This window comes from Paenibacillus sp. M2 (assembly GCF_046713495.1).
Classification (GTDB): Bacteria; Bacillota; Bacilli; order Paenibacillales; family Paenibacillaceae; genus Paenibacillus; species Paenibacillus amylolyticus_B.
On record NZ_CP169648.1, the window covers coordinates 110,253 to 132,467 of the forward strand.

18 protein-coding genes are annotated in these 22,215 nt (G+C 47.1%); 13 read left to right on the forward strand and 5 right to left on the reverse strand.

Features of this window, described 5'->3' with window-relative positions; all coding sequences use genetic code 11:
* Positions 1-28 precede the first annotated feature (28 nt).
* Entirely contained in the window at positions 29-880 is an 852-nt protein-coding gene (locus ACETMN_RS00535) for a hypothetical protein (RefSeq protein WP_143786584.1), read from the reverse strand.
* A gap of 10 nt (positions 881-890) precedes the next feature.
* The gene (locus ACETMN_RS00540; RefSeq protein ID WP_192136416.1) at positions 891-2,882 is read right to left on the reverse strand and encodes a M1 family metallopeptidase; all 1,992 of its coding nucleotides are present in this window, start codon (positions 2,880-2,882) and stop codon (positions 891-893) included.
* Between the two features lie 101 nt (positions 2,883-2,983).
* On the opposite strand from ACETMN_RS00540, the gene ACETMN_RS00545 reads away from it, so the two are divergent.
* Positions 2,984-3,487, forward strand: a complete 504-nt coding sequence (locus ACETMN_RS00545; RefSeq protein WP_017691308.1) for a YwhD family protein — start codon at positions 2,984-2,986, stop codon at positions 3,485-3,487.
* Between the two features lie 198 nt (positions 3,488-3,685).
* On the opposite strand, the gene ACETMN_RS00550 is transcribed toward ACETMN_RS00545, so the two are convergent.
* Positions 3,686-5,764, reverse strand: coding sequence for a transglycosylase domain-containing protein (locus ACETMN_RS00550; protein ID WP_091020198.1), 2,079 nt, complete (start codon positions 5,762-5,764; stop codon positions 3,686-3,688).
* 412 nt (positions 5,765-6,176) lie between these two features.
* On the opposite strand from ACETMN_RS00550, the gene speE reads away from it, so the two are divergent.
* On the forward strand, positions 6,177-7,004 hold the full coding sequence (speE, locus tag ACETMN_RS00555; protein ID WP_017691306.1) for a polyamine aminopropyltransferase: 828 nt from the start codon (positions 6,177-6,179) through the stop codon (positions 7,002-7,004).
* Between the two features lie 15 nt (positions 7,005-7,019).
* Complete coding sequence (gene speB, locus ACETMN_RS00560) at positions 7,020-7,889, forward strand: agmatinase (RefSeq protein WP_017691305.1); 870 nt, start codon at positions 7,020-7,022, stop codon at positions 7,887-7,889.
* Positions 7,890-8,315: 426 nt separating this feature from the next.
* Here speB and ACETMN_RS00565 read toward each other — a convergent pair whose 3' ends face one another.
* On the reverse strand, positions 8,316-8,447 hold the full coding sequence (locus ACETMN_RS00565; protein WP_017691304.1) for a hypothetical protein: 132 nt from the start codon (positions 8,445-8,447) through the stop codon (positions 8,316-8,318).
* Between the two features lie 392 nt (positions 8,448-8,839).
* Here ACETMN_RS00565 and ACETMN_RS00570 point away from each other — a divergent pair, with 392 nt between their 5' ends.
* From ACETMN_RS00570 to argS, 5 genes are all read left to right on the forward strand, one after another.
* Positions 8,840-10,027, forward strand: coding sequence for a WD40/YVTN/BNR-like repeat-containing protein (locus ACETMN_RS00570; RefSeq protein ID WP_091020196.1), 1,188 nt, complete (start codon positions 8,840-8,842; stop codon positions 10,025-10,027).
* Between the two features lie 218 nt (positions 10,028-10,245).
* A complete protein-coding gene (locus tag ACETMN_RS00575) occupies positions 10,246-11,727 on the forward strand; it encodes an alpha-N-arabinofuranosidase (protein WP_091020195.1) in 1,482 nt (493 codons plus the stop codon).
* Between the two features lie 2 nt (positions 11,728-11,729).
* Positions 11,730-11,996, forward strand: coding sequence for a DUF6171 family protein (locus ACETMN_RS00580; RefSeq protein ID WP_091020193.1), 267 nt, complete (start codon positions 11,730-11,732; stop codon positions 11,994-11,996).
* A gap of 265 nt (positions 11,997-12,261) precedes the next feature.
* Positions 12,262-12,687, forward strand: a complete 426-nt coding sequence (locus tag ACETMN_RS00585; RefSeq protein WP_017691299.1) for a DUF1934 domain-containing protein — start codon at positions 12,262-12,264, stop codon at positions 12,685-12,687.
* A complete protein-coding gene (argS, locus tag ACETMN_RS00590) occupies positions 12,684-14,363 on the forward strand; it encodes an arginine--tRNA ligase (RefSeq protein ID WP_091020191.1) in 1,680 nt (559 codons plus the stop codon). Before ACETMN_RS00585 ends, argS begins: the two co-directional genes overlap by 4 nt.
* Before the next feature lie 288 nt (positions 14,364-14,651).
* Here the strand turns inward: argS and ACETMN_RS00595 are convergent, their stop codons facing one another.
* Positions 14,652-15,806 (reverse strand): S8 family peptidase, encoded by a 1,155-nt coding sequence (locus ACETMN_RS00595; protein ID WP_091020189.1) that lies wholly within the window; start codon positions 15,804-15,806, stop codon positions 14,652-14,654.
* A 461-nt stretch (positions 15,807-16,267) separates the two neighbouring features.
* Between ACETMN_RS00595 and rpoE the strand changes: the two genes are divergently transcribed.
* The 5 genes from rpoE to ACETMN_RS00620 all read left to right on the forward strand — a co-directional run bounded on the left by rpoE (position 16,268) and on the right by ACETMN_RS00620 (position 22,027).
* The gene (rpoE, locus tag ACETMN_RS00600) at positions 16,268-16,837 is read left to right on the forward strand and encodes a DNA-directed RNA polymerase subunit delta (protein WP_091020187.1); all 570 of its coding nucleotides are present in this window, start codon (positions 16,268-16,270) and stop codon (positions 16,835-16,837) included.
* A gap of 453 nt (positions 16,838-17,290) precedes the next feature.
* Positions 17,291-18,895 carry a CTP synthase gene (locus ACETMN_RS00605; protein WP_076217010.1) on the forward strand — a complete coding sequence of 535 codons (1,605 nt, stop codon included), beginning with the start codon at positions 17,291-17,293 and terminating at the stop codon, positions 18,893-18,895.
* Positions 18,896-19,124: 229 nt separating this feature from the next.
* Positions 19,125-19,511: a response regulator gene (locus ACETMN_RS00610; protein ID WP_091020184.1), complete on the forward strand. Its 387-nt coding sequence runs from the start codon at positions 19,125-19,127 to the stop codon at positions 19,509-19,511.
* A 260-nt stretch (positions 19,512-19,771) separates the two neighbouring features.
* A complete protein-coding gene (fba, locus tag ACETMN_RS00615) occupies positions 19,772-20,626 on the forward strand; it encodes a class II fructose-1,6-bisphosphate aldolase (RefSeq protein ID WP_036607263.1) in 855 nt (284 codons plus the stop codon).
* A 147-nt stretch (positions 20,627-20,773) separates the two neighbouring features.
* On the forward strand, positions 20,774-22,027 hold the full coding sequence (locus tag ACETMN_RS00620) for a UDP-N-acetylglucosamine 1-carboxyvinyltransferase (RefSeq protein ID WP_036607261.1): 1,254 nt from the start codon (positions 20,774-20,776) through the stop codon (positions 22,025-22,027).
* Positions 22,028-22,215: the final 188 nt, after the last annotated feature.

Below are 22,215 nucleotides of genomic sequence, written 5' to 3' on the forward strand. Positions count from 1 at the left end.
TTAACTTGTGATGGTAACAATTTTTAATCTATCTGCTCTCACCTTTGGATATTTTGGACTGCCATAATCGGAAATGGCTGCATATTTTCCACAGATTCAATAGACATCTGGCAAGTGGATACGTCTGTTGTAGTATAAGTCCGGTAAGTCCCGTTAATAACCATGAGGCTGAAGTGAATGCCCCAAAGACGAGCAGGTGTACTCCGCCCAGCAGGAGTGCAATGCCGATTACAGCGATGAGATGACGCAGTGCAATCCAGAGTGCTTTGAGGGTACCGTGAGCCCCGCCTTCTCCTTCTGGTGCCGAAACACCGAACTGCATGTAGAGTATGGCATGGTGGATGATCCAGCCATATACAATCCAGGCAGCAACATAAGGTATACCAGGCAAAAGTAATTGAAGGGAATGAAAACCTTCCATGAGAATAGAGTAGAGCTTCGGTATGAGCCAGTAGGCGGGCAGAAGGATCAATAATGTACGTACGGTGTGTAGCAGCAGCATCGGTTTCCACAGATTTTTGATTCCGCGGACAAAGGGGATGCGCTCTTCTGTAGAATTAAAGTGCTGAAGTGAGTAGAGCAGTCCTGCCTGAATGAGGGGGCTGATCAACATGCGAACCAGCAGCATGCCCCCGAGAATCCATAGATAACGATGAACCTCCGGATGGGTAAACAGGTTAAGTTGACTTTCCATTTTGAACAAAAGTGTACTCAGCTCCCCCGCATCAGCATCTGGATAGCGCAGGAGCAGTGGGATGACCGCCGATTGTACCATTCGATAGAAGAAATATCCCCAAATGAGTTGATAGAGAAATAAGAGTGCGGCAATGAACATATGCTGACGGACGAGAAACCAGCCTTCACGTATTTTCGCTTTCACCGTTTCCACCTCACCATGACAGACCTCCGAATATGGCTTCTATTAGTTTGGTTACACTCATGCTCCAGCGGGACTTCGCCCGCTCATCCAGTCCGGATTTCAGGAAATTGTTCATATGGCGGTTCTCCAGCACGATCGAGTACAGGGGATCGGTCATGGCCCAGGATACGGGGGATGTGTGAGTTAATTTATAGGTGATGCGATCTTCTTTGCCATTCCATTGCTTGGTGAGGATATGCCCGTCTTCAAAAGCAATGCGAACAGGAACGGCGCTGTAATCACTCCCTTTTTTTGCGATCGTCACGGATGACTCGTACAATGTTTGACCGTCTTTCTGTACGGGCGTAACACGAATCTTCTCTACAGCAAAGTCAGCCATCCCGTTACCATAGACATATTGATCAAAATAATCAGACCAGGAAGTGCGGGTCACTTGTTCCACAACGTTCTGAAAATCAGCCGAAGTGGGATGTTTGAAGCGGTACTTCTTCACATAGGTAGAGAGAATGCGTTCCATCTTTTTGGCACCGACTTGGTGTTCGATACCAAGCAATACAAGCTTGCCACGTGTATAGACATTGGCTGCATACTCATTCTGTGAATCGAACTTCCAGGATTCTTGTGTTAACGATGAAGGAGAAGTAATCAGTCCCGATTGTACCGGCAGATTTGGAATCAATCCGTATTCCTGCTCCATTAGTTTGTCTTCTGCATAAGAGGTGAACCCCTCATCCAGCCAGGCTTCCTCGAATTCGTTGCTGGCAACCATGCCGTAGAAGTACTGGTGTCCGATCTCGTGGACTACGGTACGTTCCAGGTCATAACCTGGCGTAGTATCATCGGCTCCAAAGGCCGTAACTAGTGTAGGGTATTCCATACCTCCAGCACCGTTCCCCGCTTTGGGTGGAACTACGATGGATAAGGTAGCATAAGGATATGGGCCAAACCATTTGCTATAATTGGCTAGAGCGGCCTTCGCGGCGTAGAAATAACGTTCTTTCAGATCCTGATGAGCTGGGTCCAGATATAACTTGATTCGTACACCAGGCACATTGGGTGCAGAGAAGGGTTCCTCGGCGTACACAAAATCGGGTGAGGCTGCCCAGGCGAAATCATGCACATCATCGGCATAGAATTGATAGACCTTTTCTCCATTTTTCACCACGGCTTGCTGCGTCGGAAATCCGGTAGCAGCCACTTTGTATGTTTCAGGCACCCGAATACGTACACTATATATACCGAAGTCGGCGTAAAACTCTGAGTTGCCATGGTACTGGTGCAGATTCCAGCCTTCCGTTGTTTGTCCACGCCTGCCTACAGGTTCATAGGCACTTAATTTGGGAAACCATTGACCTGCCATGACAAAATGATCAGCAGTTCCCATTCGTGCAAAAATCTTCGGCAGATTCACTTCAAATCTGGTGTGGAGCGTAATGCTTTCCCCGCCTTTGACGGGTTTGGGCAAGCGTACTTTAATGAGGGTGGTGTCCTTGATATTTCCGTCATCTGGTTGCACATACTGCATCCGATGCAGCAGAGAGAGCCCGTCCTCCGTTTTCATTTCGGTAATGTTCATGGAGCCATAACCATTTGTAGGCATGACATCACCCCGAAGCTTTCCACCGGATTCCTTCATAAAGGTGGTGTCAGCAGAAGAGAAGGCGTTGGGATACATATGAAAGTAAAGCTCGCTGACGGTTTTTTTACCTGGATGTGTCCAGGTAATCGTCTGAGTCCCTTCCAGTACATTCCCTTCGACCAGTTTTACATCCATGTGATATTCCACAACACGGTTGCTGTACACTTCGGCAGTAGGGGTCTGTACACTTTCTGGAGGAGCTGGTGTTGGAGCTATTGCCTTGGGCTTGCCCGATTCGGGGGCGAGTACTGGCAATTCGGAATGAGTTGAGCGATTATAACCCAGAGTGATCCATATCCCTCCGGCAAGTACACACAGGGCCAGGGATACAGTGAGCCAGCTCTTGGCGCGTCGTGGAATCATCGTTAAATACCTCCCGTTGACAAGCATCTACAGCATGTATATGTTTGCAATGGGACAATTATTAGTTAAAATATTTGTATCAACCCTTGGAGGCTATAAACATGGACCAAAACGAGCAAAACGGCAAAAAACAGATTGCCTTGAATATCGTTAGTGCAAAAAGCAAGCATAAAGGCTTCGGTGCAGGCTCCATTGAACTGAATAACCTTTCCCCGGTCATTATTGATAATGGCGAAGCCAAAATCGATATTGGTGCGATGCATGCGAAGAGCAAAGTGGAACGCAATATCAAGTTCTCTACCAATCGTGAGGATGTGCCCAACGGACGCCAGGTATGGCTGGTATGGGTAGCTGTCGATCGCACGGAGGAAGGCCAACTGTATGGTGGAGCAACGGCATGTGAGATGTGGATTGATACGGAAGCAAGACGTGGATGGAAACTGCTGGCGGAACATGTGAATCGCATGGATTATGCCTTGAAGCGTCGCTTCATGCTGGATGAGCTTGGACCTGAAGCTCGAGCTGCACTTAAGACACTGCTGATCTCACACAACGAAGACTGGTGGAATGCTTCTCCAGATGTATTGAAGGAAGCACTCGCCTAAGGCAGATCTTTCAACACAGTCTAAAAGAAAAAAAGCAAAAGGCCCCTTGACCGGAAAGTTCGGTTGGGGGTCTTTTGCTTGTGCAATAATCGTATTCATCGATCTGAATAATTATGAGTTTTCATCCGAAGTGAATTTCCAATTGTTCAATATAACCAAGGGTTATAGGTGACGCAACTAAGTCATTGCACATTTACGTCATTCTACCCACCAACGTTTGAAATCTCCCCACCAGGAATGTTTCTCTTCCTGTATGCCTTGTTGATTCTGTACCTGACGGGTCTTCTCATCTTCTCCGGAATCCGAATCATCCTTCGTACCATGACATACCTCTGTCGGTTCAGTACCATCAATAAAAACTTCCAATCGTTTCTCTTCACAACCGTTGCCTGCCAGCTTGCCGGATTCCGGATCAATATAGACACTTACGACATGATCAGGCACGGTGAAAATTTTGGGTGGTACGCTCGCAAGTGCCTGCTCTGTGAACTGGGCAAAGATCGGAGCCGCCCGGCGGCCATCCGAAGTCGAGATGGCTTTGCCTTGATCGTACCCAACCCATACCGCGGTGGAGAGCTCCGGTGTGAATCCTACGAGCCAGGCATCCGTGTTGGTTGTTCCCGTTTTTCCGGCTACCGGACGTTTGATCGCCTTGGATACCCGGTTGCCCGTTCCTCCATTTTCGAAGACACTTTCCATTAAACGAGTCAGGACATAAGCTGCTGCAGGTTCCACAACGGTCTCAGCCTTCGTCTGAGGCGATTCATAGAGCACACGTCCTGCGGCATCCGTCACTTGCAGAATGGCTACGGGTGGCGTCCGTTGTCCACCAGCAGCAATGACGGAAAAGGCCGACGCCATCTCCAACGGGCTGACAGGTGACGTTCCCAGTGCAAGAGAAGGTACGGCGCTCAGGTTGCTTGTAATGCCGAGATTTTTTGCCATACTCACAACCTGCTCAGGACCGATCTGCATAATGGTGTTCACCGCATAGATGTTGTCTGAAGCGGCGATCGCTTGTCTTAGATCAATCTCACCCAGATACTTGTCTCCAAAGTTGCCGGGTTTATAAGTTTTGCGGTCATTGTCATAGTGAAAAAGGGTAGGTTCGCTGTTAAATATGGATGCACTGGTGAGCTTCTTGGATTCCAGGGCTGCCAGATACATAATCGGTTTAAACGCCGAACCTGGCTGGCGCGTTGTTGCCAGAACATGGTTAATCTGATTGGTGCGGTAATTCTTGCCGCCCACCATGGCTTTAATGTAGCCCGTGCGAGGGTCGATGGACACCAGAGCCGTCTCCAGCTCACTTTTGGCATCCATACCCTTCGCTATCGCGTCTTCAGCTGCTTTTTGTACACGCAGATCCAGGGTGGTGTAGATATTCAATCCTCCATGATCCAGCATCGCTTCACTGATTCCCAGTTCTTTGATGGCCAGATTCCGAATATAGTCGCGGAAATAAGGGGCACTTTCTACCGTTTTACGCTCACTTTCCGGTTTGAACACCAGCATTTTCTCATAAGCTTTATCCGCTTCAGCTTGGGTGATCTTGCCGATATCAGCCATGGCATTCAGCACAATCTTCTGTCGGTCTTTGGCATTCTTCATATGGTTATAGGGTGAATAGTAGGTAGGTCCTTTCGGGATTCCTGCCAACATGGCACTCTCTGCAAGATCCAGCTGTTTGGCTGATTTGCCAAAATACATTCGTGAGGCCGCTTCGATTCCGTACGCACCATGCCCATAATAGATTTCGTTCAGATACATCTGCAAAATTTCATCCTTGCTGTATTTCATCTCCAATTGCGCCGTGTACATAGCTTCCTTGGCTTTGCGAGTCCATGTTTTCTCATGAGACAGATACAGGTTACGCGCCAGCTGTTGAGTTAATGTACTCGCACCCTGCGACATCTGCATATGTTCGAGGTTAACGAGCACAGCCCGTCCCATCCCTTGCACGTCGAACCCGTAGTGATTATAGAATTTGCGGTCCTCTACAGCCAGAGTGGCATGGACCAGATCTGGAGCGATATCCTCCAGTTGAACGGGTACAGAGTCTTTGCCACCTGCGGAGAAGGTAGCGATGACTTCACCTTGACTGTCCAGTAATCTGGAATTCCGGTCAGAGTCTGCGAGAGGCAGGCTGGTTGCGTATAGATAGACCAATCCTGCAGCGGTAGCAAGTATAGCGAGCACGGCGAGCAGAGACAGGTTTTTAAACAATTTACGTACACGGAACCCGCGTTTGCGGGTCTTTTGATTTGGCTTGGTCATGGAACGGGCTCCTCTCTTTTCTTCCAGTATGGGACTTGATTGGCAGGGATATTCAATCGGGTGCATAAGCGAACAAAATGTAGCATTTCCGCCTTAAAAACCGTTTTGCAGTATAAACGTCAATCGCGTATAATGCAAAAGGGTAATGAAAAGGTAAGATTCGGCACAAGATACTAAAGCGCGTAAGGACGAACAGACGAATGGTCATTGATTCATTGATTAGTCAGACGCTCCGCACGCTCTGGTCAATTTAATCTATATAATGAAGTGAACCGCGGACCTTTCCCGCAGGCCAGCAATTATAACGCGATATGGCGCCGGACGCTGGACGTGCTTGGGCGAACCGATTATAGTGCACAGCGCTGGATCGGGTATGGCTGATCATTAACTTTACGGAAAGAAGGTAGAGATTATGGAATTGTGGTTTACGGAGAAACAGACCCCGGTATTCGGGATCACCGCGAAGATTAAGCAGACCTATGTTACAGAGAAAACGGATTTTCAAGATTTGGCCATGGTAGAGACCGAAGAATTCGGTAACATGTTGCTTCTTGATGGCATGGTGATGACGACTGTAAAAGACGAATTCGTATATCACGAAATGGCGGCACATCCTGCGCTGAACACTCACCCGAATCCAAAAAAAGTTCTGGTTGTTGGTGGCGGGGATGGCGGAGTCATTCGTGAAGTCATTAAACATGCTGCTGTAGAAAAAGCTGTTCTCGTCGAAATTGACGGTAAAGTTATTGAATACTCCAAAAAATATCTGCCTGAAATCGCCGGCAAGTTGGACGAGCCTAATGTTGAAGTGCTCGTGAACGACGGCTATATGCATATTATTGAACATAAAAATGAATACGATGTGATCATCGTAGACTCCACGGAGCCTGTAGGCCCGGCTGCGCCATTGTTTGAGCGTGGGTTCTACCAAGGCATCTACGAAGCATTGAAAGAAGACGGAATTTTTGTTGCCCAAACGGACAACCCTTGGTTCAAGGCGGATCTGATCCAGAAGGTGAACAAAGACGTCAAAGAAATCTTCCCGATCGTACATGTGTACGGCTGTAATATTCCAACCTATCCAAGTGGTTTGTGGACATTCACTATGGGTAGCAAGAAACATGACCCGCTTGAGGTGGATGAGACTCAAATCCCGGAGATGGATACCAAGTATTACTCTCCGCGTCTGCACAAAGCAGCATTTGTACTTCCTAAATTCGTGGAAGATTTAACGAAATAAAAGGGGAAATCATTAATGAAACTGGATCAAGCTTATTCAGGAAACGTATTTATTTGCAGCTCTGAGGATTATGAGAACTCCAAAGCGGTTATCTATGGCATGCCGATGGATTACACCGTCAGCTTCCGTCCGGGTTCCCGTTTCGGCCCATCTCATATCCGTCAAGCATCGGTTGGACTTGAAGAGTACAGCCCATATCTCGACAAAAGCATTGTAGACATGACATACTTTGACGCTGGAGACCTGCTCTTGCCTTTCGGTAACGCGGGACGCAGCCTTGAAGTAATTCATGAATACATCGGTAGTCTGCTCGCTGACGACAAATTCCCAGTTGGTCTCGGTGGCGAGCATCTGGTTACTTGGCCAGTCATCCAACAGATGTACAAGAAATACCCGGATCTTATCCTGATTCATATTGATGCACACGCTGACCTTCGTGAAAACTATGAAGGCGAGCCATTGTCCCACTCCACGCCAGTACGTAAAGCAGCTGAGTTGATGGGTGGCCAAAACATCTATCAGTTCGGTATCCGTTCTGGCTCCCGTGAGGAGTTCCAGTATGGTCGCGAGAACATCAACTTCTATCCATTTGAAGTGGCAGCTCCAATGAAGGAAGCTCTTCCGAAGATGGGCAATCGTCCGGTATACGTAACCATCGACATCGATGTACTTGATCCGTCAGCAGCACCAGGAACAGGTACAGCAGAGGCGGGCGGCATTACGTCCAAGGAACTGCTGGAAGCCATTCATATGATCGCAGGATCTGATGTAAATGTAGTTGGTTGTGACTTGGTTGAAGTTGCACCAATCTATGATCCAACACAACAGACACAGATTGTAGCTGCGAAGCTGATCCGTGAAATGCTGCTTGGATTCGTGAAATAATCACAGAATAATTGATAAAGATAACGCTCTCTGTCTGCGCCGTTTCAAATTAGCGCAGGGAGGGCGTTTTTTGTTCACGTTTATCCCTGTGTCCTCAACTATTCTAGCTTAAGGAACGGAATTGATTGCTGGACCAAAAGTATTCTGGCAAACCAAATAACGAAGTTAAATTAAGTTAAGTTAACTTAACTTAATTTAACTTTTGGAAAGAGCTGTGCTATACTGACTACATAAGTATTCAGTAGTATATTAATTGATATATTACATTCGTGAAGTATATGGTGCTCGGGTTCGGTCATATACTAAAAAGAGCCTTTACCGCTACCAACGGTAAAGACTCTTAGGACCCGAAAGGCTGTGGATTGCCACGGCGCGCATGAACTAAATAATGCTATTCAAGCGAAACCCACCGTCAGGCTTCCGACCTTATGAGGTGGGTTTTCGCTTGCTACGAAACTTTTTACGCAACCAACGGTAAAGCTTTCGCCCACTCAGTACAATACTGAGGATTGCAGCAATCCATCGGATTACATCAAGCAACGCCACAAGTTTGACCATCGACGTCACCCCCTTTCGGGAAGCTGCGCCGTGGTCGGGAAAACATCCACCGATATTCAAAAGTCCATAAAATCAATTATAGCACGTACGTTCCCTTGTCTCTACCATTTATTTCATGTGTTAGTATAGTTCGCACATGCAGATTTCCTGCCTTGGCATGACTCCATCTTAATATTTATCCCTTTTATTAAGTATCAGTTTTGTTATCCTTGCTGTGGGGACGTATCCCATTTAACTTAGAGTACACAACGTTTGTTGATGCACCACCCTTGCCTACATGATCCAATCATGGGTGAAGGTGGTTTTTTTCTTGCAAAATTGTCATAGGGGTTAATCCGATTGTTACGTTAGAACCATCAAATTTGGGTAAAACCATAGAAGGAGGTGTTACGATGACAACCAAGAGTTCAATGACATGGAAACGAATTGGTGCACTCGCATTATCGTTAACGCTGGCTTGGGGAATCGGTCCAGTACATACGCTATCAGGTGCTAACGCTGCATCTTCACAGGCATGTGGAAAGGGAGATCATGGACTCTCTGCTACACTGAAAAAAGGTAGTGGTGTGGAAGAGCAACGATTGCAATTTACCGACATTGATTTTCTAAATGATACGACTGGACGAGCTGGGGGTGAAGGCTTCCTGATCGGCACCTCGAATGCAGGATGTACGTGGCAGTCCATATATACCGGGCAGTGGCAATTCACACAGCTTGATTTTCCGAATAATGTGAATGGATATGCGTTGGCACAAGTGAAAAATTCACCTGCAACCTATCTGATCCGTACCCATGATGGGGGATCGCACTGGACGCGGCTCGATACGCCGGGCATTCAATTCAAGCGAATCGATTTTCGCAATAAAGATGTAGGTTATGGTTACACCTATAATGGTGCATATCAGACGAAGGATGGCGGGGTAACCTGGAGTAGATTGAATACGCCTGCCAACACGCGTGCAGCTGCCTTTGCGACAGAGAAACAAGGGTATGCCGTCGTGGTTGTACCTGGATCGGGATATCATCTGAAGCAAACGAGTGATGGCGGCAAGAACTGGACAACCTCTCTTCCAGTTGTCTCAGACACATGGAGCGGAGCGGATCTGTATGCACATGGCCAACAAGTATGGGCCCTTCTGTATGGTGATGCAGGCATGTCCCAACAATCCTACTCCCTCTATGCGAGCGGTAATCAAGGCAAGAACTGGACCCAAGTATTTGCGCAATCCACAGCAGGGGGAGGTCCTGCACCAGGTACAAACAGTACGGGCAAAGGGAACGGACCAGCCAACCCGGGTGGTCATCCCGGCAACATGGCGTTGATTGGTAATCAGACGGCTTATCTATCTGCGGGTTCACCGGCAGCGGGCAAAGTGGGTATTGGACGTTCTTATGATACAGGTTCCACGTGGAAAAATATTGACCTGAAAGATCCGGGATACAGTTCCCGTATCTCGTTCCCATCGGCCAAGACGGGTTGGCTCGTAGTCACAAGTGATAACTCTCCTTCGATCTATCAGACTATAGATGGTGGAACGACGTGGACACAAAAAATGTTGTTGCCTTCAGAGCAGGATTAAGTAGCCTGTTATTCTGAAATAATAAACGGGCAAATCCAAATTAGAAATGTATAAAAATCAATTTGGTAAGTCTCTGTATGAATTTATATAACAAACAAGCCTCTTCCTAATCAATTACACAGGAAGAGGCTTGTTTGTTTAGAAATAAAAACGGTTGAAACCTACTCTAAAACGAGTTATTGTAAGCGATAACAATACATTATATGGAGGTTGAAATCATGGTTGATGTTATTTTAAAGGCGGATTCGGATCAAGGATTAATAAATCGCAATATATATGGTCATTTTTCCGAACACTTGGGACGTTGTGTTTATGAGGGGCTGTGGGTAGGAGAAGATTCACCTATTCCGAATACGGATGGGATTCGAAATGATGTATTGACGGCCTTGCAGAAGCTTAATATTCCAGTACTTCGCTGGCCAGGCGGTTGTTTTGCCGATGAATATCACTGGAAAGATGGTGTAGGTCCGAAGAGTGAGCGTGCTCGTATGATCAATACACACTGGGGCGGTGTGGAAGAGAACAATCACTTTGGTACACATGAATTCTTGAGATTATGTGAGTTGCTGGGCACGGAGCCATACATCAGTGGCAACCTGGGTAGCGGTACAGTGCAGGAGATGCAGGAATGGGTGGAGTACATCACGTTTGACGGCGAATCGCCGATGGCGAACTGGCGTAAGAGTAACGGTAGGGAAGAACCGTGGAAAATGAAGTATTTTGGCGTGGGAAATGAGAACTGGGGATGCGGCGGCAATATGCGTCCTGAATATTATGCGGATGAATATCGCCGGTATGCTACATATGTACGAAACTATTCCGGGAACGAGATTTATAAAATCGCTTGCGGTCCGAACGAAGGTAACTATGAATGGATGGAAGTCCTGATGCGGGAGGCTGCTCGCTTTATGGATGGAATCAGTCTTCATTATTACACCATCCCTACAGGAGAGTGGAACGATAAAGGCGCAGCTACAGGATTTGATGAGGCTGAATGGTTCACCACCTTGAAAAAGACGCTCCATATGGATGAATTACTGGTGAAGCACTCCGAGATTATGGACAAATATGATCCAGAGGGCAGAGTTGGCATTATTGTGGACGAATGGGGCACGTGGTATAACGTTGAGCCAGGAACTAATCCAGGGTTCCTATATCAACAGAATACGATGCGGGACGCTGTGCTTGCAGGTGTTAACCTGAATATTTTCAACCAACATAATAAACGAGTACACATGGCAAATCTTGCTCAGATCGTCAATGTGCTTCAATCGCTTGTGCTCACGGAAGGGGACAAAATGCTCCTGACCCCTACGTATCATGTATTTGATATGTATCAGGTCCATATGGACGCACAGCGACTGGATTTGAATTATGAAAGCCCAGGATACACATTCGGAGAAGAGACCATTCCGCAGCTCAGCTTATCAGCTTCCCGCAACAAGGATGGGGTCATTCATGTGACAGCTTGTAATCTGAGTCACACGGATGAGTTGGAAGTTGTGTGTCAGCTGGACGCAACTCAAGCGGCTAAAGTAACCGGGCAGATTCTGCACCATACTGATTTTGGTGCATTCAATACCTTTGAACAGCCGAATCGTGTTCAGCCTGTGGCGTGGGAAGGACTCACACTGGAGAATAACATACTGCGTTTTGTTCTTCCTCCAGCATCGGTTGGGGTCATCGCTGTCGAGGGTTAATGATGAAAAGGCAGGAACCTTGCAAAGGCTGTAATGATCAGTACGATGTGAAGATTAGCGATGCCAAAATGGCCAAACTTGTGGAGATTGCCTCACGTTCGCGTCCGACGGTACAGGATGAGGAATATGAACGTCGGCTATCTATCTGCTCTGCTTGTCCGGGATTGCAATATGGCACAACTTGTCGGCATTGTGGTTGTCTCGTACAGGTGCGAGCGAAGCTGAGTGAGTCGACATGTCCTTTTCCTTATGAATCGCAATGGGCCTGATCGGATGAACGAATCTTATTATAATGAAGCAAAAGGGAGTTGCACTTTACGGGTGCGGCTCTTCTTTTTTGGCTTGATGAGGAAAAAACTCTGAATTTGGATTTGAATTGAGCGAGGGAACTGGATATAGTTATACAGTAGAGTGTAGGATAGCGAGCTATCCGGGAATATGAGCGCGTATAGCGACACAACAATACGGGAAGGGCTGTTCTCACCAGCCGTGCCTGATTTTGCGTCGCCTCGAATATAATGGAGGTTAACATTCATGTCGAACATGCGACCGGTACACATCCGGCTGCACAGCCGTTATGAAGGTGAAGATGTGCTGCAGGAAATGCAGGGTGAAGCCGTGTTAAAAGGGTCTGTTCTTTATGTTCGTTATGAAGAACCGCAGGTTGGACCTGAGGGAGGTACAACCCGTACAACATTGAAGCTGGGCGGACAATCCATCAAGATTATACGTCATGGTGAGGTGGAATCGGAGCAGACTTTTGAATTGAATCGGAAGCTTCCTGGTTTCTACCGATCACCATACATGTCGTTTGCCCTGTCCACGCATACACAGAAGCTGGAACTTTCCATTCAGGGATTGAGCGCACGCGCAGCGTGGAGCTACGACTTTTACCGCTTTGATGAAGAATCCGGACATTTCGCGATTAGTTTGCATATACAGGAGGAACCAATTTCATGACACGTAATCCACTAGATACGATTAACGAACGGGTAAGCACGGCCATTGGTAACGCCATTGTGGCGGCCGGGATTGTTACGCAGGACGAATTGCCAGCTATCACATTGGAAGTGCCGCGTGAGAAGACGCACGGAGACTTGGCGACCAATGCTGCCATGCAGCTGACCAAGATTGCCAAGCGCAATCCGCGTCAGATTGCTGAAGAGATCATTGCCAATCTGAATCTGGCTGAAGCCGGAATCGAGAAGGCTGAGATTGCGGGCCCAGGATTCATTAACTTCAAATTGGACAAGAGCTACCTCTATCCAGTACTTGCGCTTGTGCAGGAGCAGGGTAAAGATTACGGAAGAATTAACATCGGAGAAGGACGTAAAGTCGAGATGGAGTTTGTCAGTGCCAACCCGACAGGCAGCTTGCATCTGGGTCATGCCCGTGGAGCAGCTGTAGGTGATGCACTATGTAACATCCTTGATTATGCAGGATATGATGTAACCCGTGAATACTACATTAATGATGCAGGTAATCAGGTGTTTAATCTGGCTCGTTCCATTGAAGCTCGTTATCTGCAAGAGTTGGGTCAGGATGCTGAGATGCCTGAAGACGGTTATCACGGTGAAGATATTAAAGGATTCGCCAAGCAGCTTGTCGCTGAAAAGGGTGACGAATTGCTGTCCATGCATCCGGGTGACCGTGCGGCTTATTTCCGTGACTTTGGTCTGGAGAAGGAACTGGACAAGATCAAACGTGACTTGAATCGCTTCCGTGTTAACTTTGACATCTGGTTCAGCGAAACTTCCCTGTACGACAACGGAGAAGTGCTGCGAGTACTTGATGAATTGCGTGACCGCAATGAGATCTATGAGCAAGATGGAGCAACTTGGTTGAAAACGATGCAGTACGGTGACGACAAAGAACGTGTATTGATCAAGAACGATGGCACGTATACTTACCTGACGCCAGATATTGCTTATCACCGCGACAAATATGCTCGTGGATACGACACGATGATCAACATCTGGGGTGCCGATCACCATGGATATATTCCACGGATGAAAGCGGCGATGCAAGCACTGGGTAATGACCCTGAGAAACTGGTGGTCTTGATTGCACAGATGGTGAGCCTGTTCCAGAACGGTGAAAAAGTGAAGATGTCCAAGCGTACAGGTAAAGCTGTAACGATGGAAGATCTGATGGATGAAGTCGGGATTGATGCGATCCGTTACTTCTTCACAATGCGCAGCATGGACTCCCATCTGGACTTTGACATGGACCTTGCCATTTCCACATCCAATGAGAATCCGGTATTCTACGTACAATACGCGCATGCACGTGTATGCAGCGTATACCGTCAGGCTGAGGAACAAGGTATTGAACTGCTGCCACTGGCACAGATTGACCTGTCCAAGCTGACAACAGAGCACGAGTATGACCTTCTCCGCAAAATGGGAGAGTTGCCTGAGGAAATCTCGGCAGCAGCAACGGGATATGCGCCTCATCGTATCATCCGTTATGTATACGAGCTGGCATCCCTGTTCCACAGCTACTACCGTGCAGAACGTGTCATTACGGAAGACGCGCAGCAAACTCAAGCACGTCTGGCACTAATCGGTGCTGTGCGTACCGTTATCGCAACAGCGCTTCGTCTGGTAGGCGTAACCGCTCCTGACAAAATGTAAATTCCAGGCTCGCGGCCTATCCGCCGCTCTGCCTAAGGCAAAAAGTCTCCATGTCCACGTTGAAGTTGCAACGTGGACATGGAGACTTTTTTTGTTGTGTACCCGGAGCTGAAGAAAACGAAATGCCTGGTCCATCCAAGGCACACTAACCTGCTCTGACATCACAGTGGGCGTAACCTAGAGTCACAGCCACTACGTAATACTCCCTCGTGCGTATTACCTGGGCAGGGCTGCAGCGTTTTCGCCATGAGCCTCAATCAAGTTCTGCTGACGGCTGACAGAGCTGATTCATTCCCCGCCCTCCTGCATTAGCTTCAGGGCATCAATCTCACCACCACGCACCTTGCTTTTTGCTGTGGTAGTCTTGCGAGCGCGCAACGGGATCGTAGCGCGTTTGACGAGTGTCTTGATTTCACTAGGGGATAACCCCGGATGTCTGGAGAGCAGCAAGGCGATAGCGCCGCTCACATGGGAGGTCGCCATGGAGGTTCCGCTCATCTCGTGATGTTTGCCTTGTACCCAGGAGGAGACGATCTTATCACCGGGTGCATAGACATCCACATATGCGCCACGATTGCTGAAGGACGCAATACGTCTGTTTTTGTCGGTTGCCCCAACAGATATGGTCTGGGGATACCGTGCAGGGTAATCAATACTGCGGCGTTTGCCATCATTTCCTGATGAAGCAACAATAACGATTCCAGCATGGTACGCACGGTTGACAACGTCAAGAAGCGCCTTGCTGCGTGTTTTCATGCCAAAGCTCATATTGATGATATCGACCTTGTTGCGTACACACCAGTCGATGCCAAGTACAATGTCGGATACATAAGCCGATCCGTTGTGGTCAAATGCTTTCACCGGATAGATCAGGGAGCGTGGAGCTACACCAATCATGCCTGCGGTACTGTTGGCAGCAGCGATAGTCCCTGCAATGTGGGTGCCGTGTCCGTTATCATCATGAGGAAGCAGGCTGCGGTTTAACAGATTGATTCCGCGTGCCAGGGAATAACGAAGATCAGGATGGTGATAATCAGCACCTGTATCAATCACACCGATTTTAATCCGGTGTCCGGTAGACACAGACCATACTTTGGGCGCCCGAATCTGCTTCACTCCCCAGGGTATGCCTTGAGCATTGCTTGGTTTGCTGTGGAGTGCGGTGGCATGAAGGGAGATGGGAACGTCTGCTTCAATCGTAATTTCATCCCCATAGCGGTATAGGTCCTCCGGGCGTTGGACTGGAGCGATAATGGAACGAGCCAGTCGAGAGGAACGGACAGCCCCAAGGTCTGTGAATTCATTCCGCATTCGGGACAATTCTACGAGACAGGCCTCGTACTGCTGCGGTTTGGCAAATCGGATCAAATATCGCCCTCCCTGTTCTGGTTCAGGGCGTCGCATTCCGTCAATCAATTGATGCAATAAACCAGTATAGTCCATAATGGGCAGCCCCCTTCGGGATGAACATGCTGAGGTATTCTATGAATGCGCTCATCCCGCCGCATGGGGAACTTGCCCTTTTTTTACAAAAACACATTCACTTCGTGTCAAAACGGGCGCAGGGACATATGATGGATGGAGAGCTAGAGGGCTCTTGCGGGGAACCTGGTGAGGAGTAATCCTCCAAGGGTATACAGTCAGAAGGCGGAGGGGACTCCGTCTTTTTTATTATGGAGCTGTCTCTTTGACAAAGAGGGTATTCCTGTGGATTCGATGTCACTTCACGTTGAATATATGGACATATTGTTGCTGCTCTCCGCATTTGCGTCACATCCGTACATAAAAACTTGCTTTTTAACGCTAAATAGGTTTTACTTAGGTTTGTTAATGGATATGTTATACGTAACAGTCCAGTTCGTAGGGGTTAAAAAGTGAATTTTGTGTGAGAGGAAGTGTCTGCAGTGAGTACCTCGCTCAATTTGAAAATTGATAAAGAAAAGGTAAAAGAGATCCCTTTGGTGGACCTTGCCTTTATGGTGCTGAAAGCGGCTAATACGCCGTATTACTATCGTGACTTAATGAATGAGGTAGCGAAGCAGCGCGGAATGACTGATGAAGAAATCAACGAGTTTATCGCCCAGCTATATACCGAGATTAATATCGATGGCCGTTTTGCTTGCGTCGGTACAAGTCTGTGGGGCTTGAAGCGCTGGTATCCGGTAGCTGGAACAGAAGATTCCATGACGGGTGCGAAGCGTCCGCGTATCATCAACGATGAAGACGATGATCTGGAAGATGAAGACTTCGGTGAAGAAGAAGACAGCTATAGCAGCGATGAAGACTTCGACAGCACGGATAAAGACGAAGAAGAAGACGAAGAAGAGGAAGAAGAAGACGACATCTTTGACGAAGAAGACAGCGAAGAAGAAGTGCTGGTTGAAGATGACGATCTGGAAGATGAAGACCTCGAAGAAGACGAAGAAGAGTCCGAAAACGAGGATGAATTTGACGACGATTCTGATAATCGGTAGTCATTTTTGACGTCTATAATTTACCCGTTTCCCCGGAATAGTCAGCCTTGACAGCAGACGGGGTAACGGGTAAACTATTGCATGGGCTTATGAATGAGCGACAATATATTTATGTTTTTTATAGAAGGTGCCCCGTCCTGCGGGAGTACTTTTTTTTGTATTTTTAGAGGCATAATTTTGCAAAAAGTTTTCATTTCCGCATGCTCCCGGCCAACATTTCGTGGCCCGTTTTTGTATATCAAAAACACCAAATGAAATGATGGCTACCGGAATGTTTGCACCATTTTTTGCTGTAGAACAACGTGTATTTAAACCGTCTTCGCAGAAAGAGCAGTTCGCAGATGCAGGGAATTTCTGCCATTGCTCTTTTTAACGATGATTACCTGGGAAACAGGTTACGATAACACCATATATCGCCTGAATTTCTGTACTTATATTAGGAGGGTAATAACAGTGACAAAGTATATTTTCGTGACGGGCGGAGTTGTGTCCTCCCTGGGCAAAGGGATTACGGCTGCTTCTCTGGGCAGATTGCTGAAAAACAGAGGGCTTAAGGTAACGATCCAGAAATTTGATCCATATATTAACATCGACCCGGGAACAATGAGTCCTTATCAGCACGGCGAGGTTTTTGTAACGGATGATGGCGCGGAAACGGATCTGGATCTTGGCCACTATGAACGTTTTATTGACATCAATCTCTCCAAAAACAGCAACGTCACGACTGGTAAAGTATACTCTTCCGTCATCAGCAAAGAGCGGCGCGGGGAATATCTGGGTGGAACGGTACAAGTTATTCCACACATTACGAACGAGATCAAAGAGCGTGTATTCCGCGCTGGACGTGAAGCGGGTTCGGATGTGGTTATTACGGAAATTGGCGGAACAGTGGGCGACATTGAGAGTTTGCCTTTCCTGGAAGCTATCCGTCAGATCAAGAGTGATGTAGGTCGCGACAATGTGATGTACATCCACGTAACACTTATTCCTTATATCAAAGCAGCTGGTGAAGTGAAAACAAAACCAACGCAACATAGTGTTAAGGAATTACGCAGCATTGGTATTCAACCGAATGTGATTGTATGCCGTACGGAGTATGAATTGTCTAAAGACATGAAAGCCAAGATCGCTCTCTTCTGCGACATTGATGAGAATGCCGTGGTTGAATGTCGTGATGCAGACACGTTGTATCAAGTACCTTTGAACCTGCGTGAAGAAGGCTTGGATGAGATCGTGGTAAATCACCTGAAACTGACTACTCCTGCACCGGATATGAGCGAGTGGGAAGGGCTGGTTGACCGGATCAACAAGTTGGAGCATACAGTTGAGATCGCTATTGTTGGTAAATATGTGGCGTTGCATGATGCATACCTGAGTGTTGTTGAGTCGTTGTCTCATGCAGGATTTGCATCCAATGCTGATGTGAAAATTCGCTGGGTTCCTTCTGAAGATATTACGGATGAGAATGTAGGCGACTTGTTACATGGTATTGGCGGTATCCTTGTTCCTGGTGGATTCGGAGATCGTGGTATTGAAGGTAAAGTATCGGCAATCCGTTATGCTCGTGAGAAACAAATTCCGTTCTTCGGTATTTGCCTGGGTATGCAGGTTTCCGTTATTGAGTATGCACGTTCCATCGTTGGTTTGAATGGTGCGAACAGTTCCGAAATTAATCCGGCTACGGAATTCCCGGTGATCGATCTGTTGCCTGAGCAAAAAGATATCGAAAATCTGGGTGGCACGATGCGTCTGGGTCTGTATCCTTGTAAGCTTCAGGAAGGTTCTTTGGCGATGGCTTGTTATGATGATGAGCTGGTGTATGAGAGACACCGTCACCGGTATGAGTTCAACAATGAATACCGTGAAACGATCGAAAAAGCAGGACTGGTTATCTCGGGTACATCTCCGGATGGACGTCTGGTTGAGATCGTGGAACTTCCAGGACACCCATGGTTCCTGGCGGTACAATTCCATCCGGAATTCACTTCCCGTCCGAACCGTCCGCAACCATTGTTCCGTGAGTTTGTAAAAGCTTCTCTGGAGAATGCGCAGAAGTAATACATGGTTTTATTGTTTAACGTAATAGATATTGGGGATGTTCCTGGCAACCATAGCGGATGCCAGAACATCCCTTTTTTTGCGTAAAAAGCAGATGGATATGCTTTTTGTCATTTTGTGAATGTAGCAGGATTTTAATGGAAGAGGTAGAATACTTATCATGACGACTATGGGATAGTTATCCAGATTCAAAGATGTACATGCTTTCCTAATTCTAGGAGGTTACAGAGTGGAAGATAAAAAAGTTTTGATTGTTGATGACCAGAATGGTATTCGAATCCTGTTAATGGAAGTGTTCAGCAGTGAGGGGTATAACACGTTTCAAGCACCCAACGGCAAGGTTGCTCTGGAGATTGTGAATAATGACAAGCCTGACCTGGTATTGCTCGATATGAAGATTCCTGGGATGGACGGTCTGGAAATCCTGAAGCATATTAAAGATATTGATCCGGGTATCAAGGTCATCATGATGACCGCTTATGGTGAACTGGACATGATTAAGGAAGCAACGGATCTCGGAGCGCTCATGCACTTTACAAAACCATTTGATATCGACGAGATGCGAGTGGCTGTGAATATGCAACTTCGTAATGGTACCGCCAATAAATGCAGCTGAATCCTGTTGATACAGGATTTTTTTGCGTGTGGAGAACACAGAAGGTACTTGGTGGGAGAATGGGGTATTTCACTCCTTCATCCGGGGAATATTGGAAATGGGGAAGTTATAAAGCGGTGTCTATGAAAACTGTGCTGCAAAGCACAGCATTTTTGCAAATGCTTGTTTAGTATTTGACATGGGATGTGGTATAATAAGCCCGTATGTGATTTCGGCTAAAAACCATAGACACAACCCAAACCCCTAGGAGGATTGAAACCATGCCATTAGTATCTATGACAGACATGTTGAACAAAGCACTTGAAGGAAAATATGCAGTTGGTCAATACAACATCAATAACCTTGAGTGGACTCAAGCGATTCTTGGTGCTGCTGAAGAAGAGAAATCCCCAGTAATCCTGGGTGTATCCGAAGGCGCAGCACGTCACATTGGTGGCTTCTACACTGTAGTTAAAATGGTAGAAGGACTCATTCACGACATGAAAATCACTGTTCCAGTTGCAATTCACCTGGACCACGGTTCAAGCTTCGACAAGTGTAAAGAAGCGATCGACGCTGGATTCACATCCGTAATGATCGACGGTTCCCACCACTCTATCGATGAGAACATCGAAATGACTAAAAAAGTTGTTGAATATGCACACGCTAAAGGCGTTTCTGTAGAAGCTGAAGTAGGTACTGTAGGCGGACAAGAAGACGACGTTATCGGTGGTATCATGTACGCTGACCTGAACGAGTGTATCCGTATCGTTAAAGAAACAGGTATCGATACATTGGCACCAGCTCTTGGTTCCGTACACGGTCCTTACCATGGCGAGCCTAACCTGGGCTTCAAAGAAATGGAAGAAGTTCGTGACGCGGTACAAGTTCCACTCGTATTGCACGGTGGTACAGGTATTCCTAAACACGACATCGACAAAGCCATTTCCCTGGGTACGTCCAAAATTAACGTAAACACAGAGAACCAAATTGCTTTTGCAAGAGTGGTTCGTGAAGTGCTTGCAGCTAAACCAGACGCTTACGATCCACGTACATTCATCGTACCAGGCCGTGAAGCAATTAAAGAAACCGTTAAAGGTAAAATCCGCGAGTTTGGTTCTAACAACAAAGCGTAATTTATCTTTACCAGTTCCATACTGTGAAATGGAAAAACACCGCCTAGCCGGTGTCTTTCCATTTTCACACCTTATTTCTACATCGGAAGCCAACAGCACGTATTGCCGTTCATCGGCTGCAAAACACGTAGGGGGACATTAAGCTTTATGGAAAAATTGATGATTAGTGGCGGACGTCCGTTACAGGGAACTGTAACTATAAGCGGCGCCAAGAACAGCGCCATTGCGCTTATTCCTGCAGCATTGCTTGCCGAGTCAGAAGTCGTGTTGGACAACCTGCCGCTTTTGAGTGACGTGGCGGTTTATGCAGAAATTTTGGAGGAACTCGGAGCACATGTGACTTGGGAAGGCAGTCAGATGAAGATAGACCCTTCTGACATCAAATCCATTCCTATGCCGAATGGTCCCGTGAAGAAGCTTCGTGCTTCGTATTATATGATGGGTGCATTGCTAGGGCGTTTCAAAGAAGCGACCATAGGTTTACCAGGGGGCTGTAATTTTGAGCCTCGTCCAATTGATCAACATATCAAAGGGTTTGAAGCGCTTGGCGCAACCGTAACAAACGAACATGGCTCCATTCATTTGCATGCCAAAGAGCTGCGCGGAGCAAAAATCTATCTTGATGTAAGCAGTGTCGGCGCAACCATTAATATCATGCTGGCGGCTACTCGTGCCAAAGGCTCTACAATTATCGAAAACGCGGCTAAAGAGCCTGAGATTATAGATGTAGCAACACTTCTGAATTCCATGGGTGCCAGCATCAAGGGTGCAGGTACCGAAACGATCCGTATTGAAGGGGTCTCGGAGCTTAAAGGCTGCCGTCATTCCATCATTCCGGACCGTATCCAAGCAGGTACGTATATGATCGCTGCAGCGGCGACGCGCGGAGATGTTCTGATTGACAATGTGATTCCCAAACATCTGGAAGCTTTAACGGCAAAGCTTCTGGAGATGGGTGTTGGCATTGAGGAATTGGATGAAAGTATACGTGTCATTGGTAAACCAAGCTATAACCATGTGGACGTGAAGGCACTTGTATATCCTGGTTTTCCAACGGATCTACAGTCACCAATGACAAGTGTTTTAACACAGGCAACTGGTGTGAGTGTCCTGAGCGACTTTGTATACAGTAATCGATTCAAGCATGTGCCTGAGTTAGTGCGGATGGGTGCAAAGATTCGAGTAGAAGGACGGTCAGCGATTATTGAAGGCAGTGCATTAAACGCGGCCAAAGTAAAAGCATCCGATCTTCGCGCTGGAGCAGCACTGGTGATTGCAGGTCTCACCGTCAGTGAAGGTGTGACTGAAGTGACTGGGGTCGAATATATTGACCGCGGTTATGATCATCTGGTGACTAATCTGCGCCTGCTCGGTGCAGATGTATGGCGGGAAACTGATTAATAGGAAACGTTATGCATGATTCAGTCCTACACATGTTTATTTTAACTGAACTGCATATCTTTTTGATGATTAGGTAAACCTGTTTTAATAGAGTTCTCAGCCTCTCCGGCATAAGACGAAATGTTTCTGTTTCCTTTACCGGAGGGTCTTTTTTTGAAATAAACTTCATATGGCTGTAAGAACATCAT

Excerpts from the sequence above, each read along its gene's own strand:
- ACETMN_RS00540 (WP_192136416.1), bottom strand. The coding sequence starts at position 2,882 with ATGATTCCACGACGCGCCAAGAGCTGGCTCACTGTATCCCTGGCCCTG.
- ACETMN_RS00545 (WP_017691308.1), top strand. The coding sequence starts at position 2,984 with ATGGACCAAAACGAGCAAAACGGCAAAAAACAGATTGCCTTGAATATC.
- ACETMN_RS00550 (WP_091020198.1), bottom strand. The coding sequence starts at position 5,764 with ATGACCAAGCCAAATCAAAAGACCCGCAAACGCGGGTTCCGTGTACGT.
- speE (WP_017691306.1), top strand. The coding sequence starts at position 6,177 with ATGGAATTGTGGTTTACGGAGAAACAGACCCCGGTATTCGGGATCACC.
- speB (WP_017691305.1), top strand. The coding sequence starts at position 7,020 with ATGAAACTGGATCAAGCTTATTCAGGAAACGTATTTATTTGCAGCTCT.
- ACETMN_RS00565 (WP_017691304.1), bottom strand. The coding sequence starts at position 8,447 with ATGGTCAAACTTGTGGCGTTGCTTGATGTAATCCGATGGATTGCTGCA.
- ACETMN_RS00570 (WP_091020196.1), top strand. The coding sequence starts at position 8,840 with ATGACAACCAAGAGTTCAATGACATGGAAACGAATTGGTGCACTCGCA.
- ACETMN_RS00575 (WP_091020195.1), top strand. The coding sequence starts at position 10,246 with ATGGTTGATGTTATTTTAAAGGCGGATTCGGATCAAGGATTAATAAAT.
- ACETMN_RS00580 (WP_091020193.1), top strand. The coding sequence starts at position 11,730 with ATGAAAAGGCAGGAACCTTGCAAAGGCTGTAATGATCAGTACGATGTG.
- ACETMN_RS00585 (WP_017691299.1), top strand. The coding sequence starts at position 12,262 with ATGTCGAACATGCGACCGGTACACATCCGGCTGCACAGCCGTTATGAA.
- argS (WP_091020191.1), top strand. The coding sequence starts at position 12,684 with ATGACACGTAATCCACTAGATACGATTAACGAACGGGTAAGCACGGCC.
- ACETMN_RS00595 (WP_091020189.1), bottom strand. The coding sequence starts at position 15,806 with ATGGACTATACTGGTTTATTGCATCAATTGATTGACGGAATGCGACGC.
- fba (WP_036607263.1), top strand. The coding sequence starts at position 19,772 with ATGCCATTAGTATCTATGACAGACATGTTGAACAAAGCACTTGAAGGA.
- ACETMN_RS00620 (WP_036607261.1), top strand. The coding sequence starts at position 20,774 with ATGGAAAAATTGATGATTAGTGGCGGACGTCCGTTACAGGGAACTGTA.